Origin of the sequence: Streptomyces globisporus (assembly GCF_003501885.1) — a bacterium.
Classification (GTDB): Bacteria; Actinomycetota; Actinomycetes; order Streptomycetales; family Streptomycetaceae; genus Streptomyces; species Streptomyces globisporus_D.
Genome location: NZ_QWFA01000383.1, coordinates 1 through 1,370 on the forward strand (window position 1 = coordinate 1; position 1,370 = coordinate 1,370).

1 protein-coding gene is annotated in these 1,370 nt (G+C 60.7%); it reads left to right on the plus strand.

Annotated elements, in window-relative coordinates:
- Positions 1-75 precede the first annotated feature (75 nt).
- On the plus strand, positions 76-1,370 hold a 1,295-nt coding region (locus D3105_RS33750), incomplete at its 3' end, for an amino acid adenylation domain-containing protein (protein ID WP_276311884.1).

The window sequence follows — 1,370 nt, forward strand, 5'->3', positions numbered from 1 at the left end:
CCGGCGGTTGAGCGTCGGCGGGTGTTGGTGGAGTGGAATGAGGGGCCGGCGGGTTGGGTGGCTCCGGGTCGGTGTGTGCATGAGTGGTTCGAGGATGTTGCCGCTGTGCGGGCTGATGCGGTGGCGGTGCGGTGTGAGGGGCGGTCGCTTTCGTATGCGGATGTGAATGCGCGGGCGAATCGGTTGGCCGATTATTTGCGTGAGTTGGGTGTGGGGCGGGATGTGCTGGTGGCGGTGTGTTTGCCGCGTAGTGAGCACATGGTGGTGTCTTTGTTGGCGGTGTTGAAGGCGGGTGGTGCGTATGTTCCGCTGGATCCTGCTGTTCCGGTGGAGCGGTTGGGTCATGTGTTGAGGGATAGTGCTCCGCGGGTTCTTCTGGTGGATGGCGGGGTTCCTGAGGGGTTGGATGCTGCCGGTGTTCCGGTGGTGGATGTGCGTGCGGATGCTGGTTTGTGGGAGGGGCGTCCGGCGGGTGATCTGCCGCGTGGTGGTGGGGGTTCTTCGGTGTCGGATCTGGCGTATGTGATTTATACGTCGGGGTCGACGGGGGTTCCGAAGGGGGTGATGGTTGAGCATCGGAATGTGACGCGTCTTTTCGCTGCTACGGATGAGTGGTTCCGGTTCGGGGCGGATGATGTGTGGACGTTGTTCCATTCGTTTGCTTTTGATTTCTCGGTGTGGGAGATCTGGGGTGCGTTGTTGCATGGTGGCCGTTTGGTGGTGGTGCCGCAGGAGGTGACGCGTAATCCGGAGGAGTTTTATGGGGTGTTGTGTGCGGAGGGTGTGACGGTTCTTAATCAGACGCCGAGTGCTTTTCGGCAGTTGATTGCGGCGCAGGGTGACGGTGGTGCGGCGCATCGGTTGCGTGTGGTGGTGTTCGGTGGTGAGGCGTTGGATGTTTCGGCGTTGCGGCCGTGGGTGCGGCGTGGGGTGAATCGTGATACGCGTCTGGTGAATATGTACGGTATTACCGAGACGACGGTTCATGTGACGTACAGGGAGTTGTCTTCGGGGGATCTGGAGGGTTCGGCGAGTCCGATCGGGTGTCGTATTCCTGATCTTCGGTTGTATGTGCTGGATGGTCGTGGTGGGCCGGTTCCGGTTGGTGCGGTGGGTGAGTTGTATGTGGGTGGGGGAGGTGTGGCGCGTGGTTATCTGAATCGTGTCGAGCTGACTGGTGAGCGTTTTCTTCCGGATCCGTTCTGTGGTGATGAGAGTGCGCGGATGTACCGGAGTGGTGATCTGGTGCGGCAGTTGCCGGACGGTTCGTTGGAGTATGTGGGGCGTGATGACGACCAGGTCAAGATCCGGGGTTTCCGTATCGAGCTCGGTGAGATCGAGAACACCCTCACCCAGCACGAAGCGGTGCG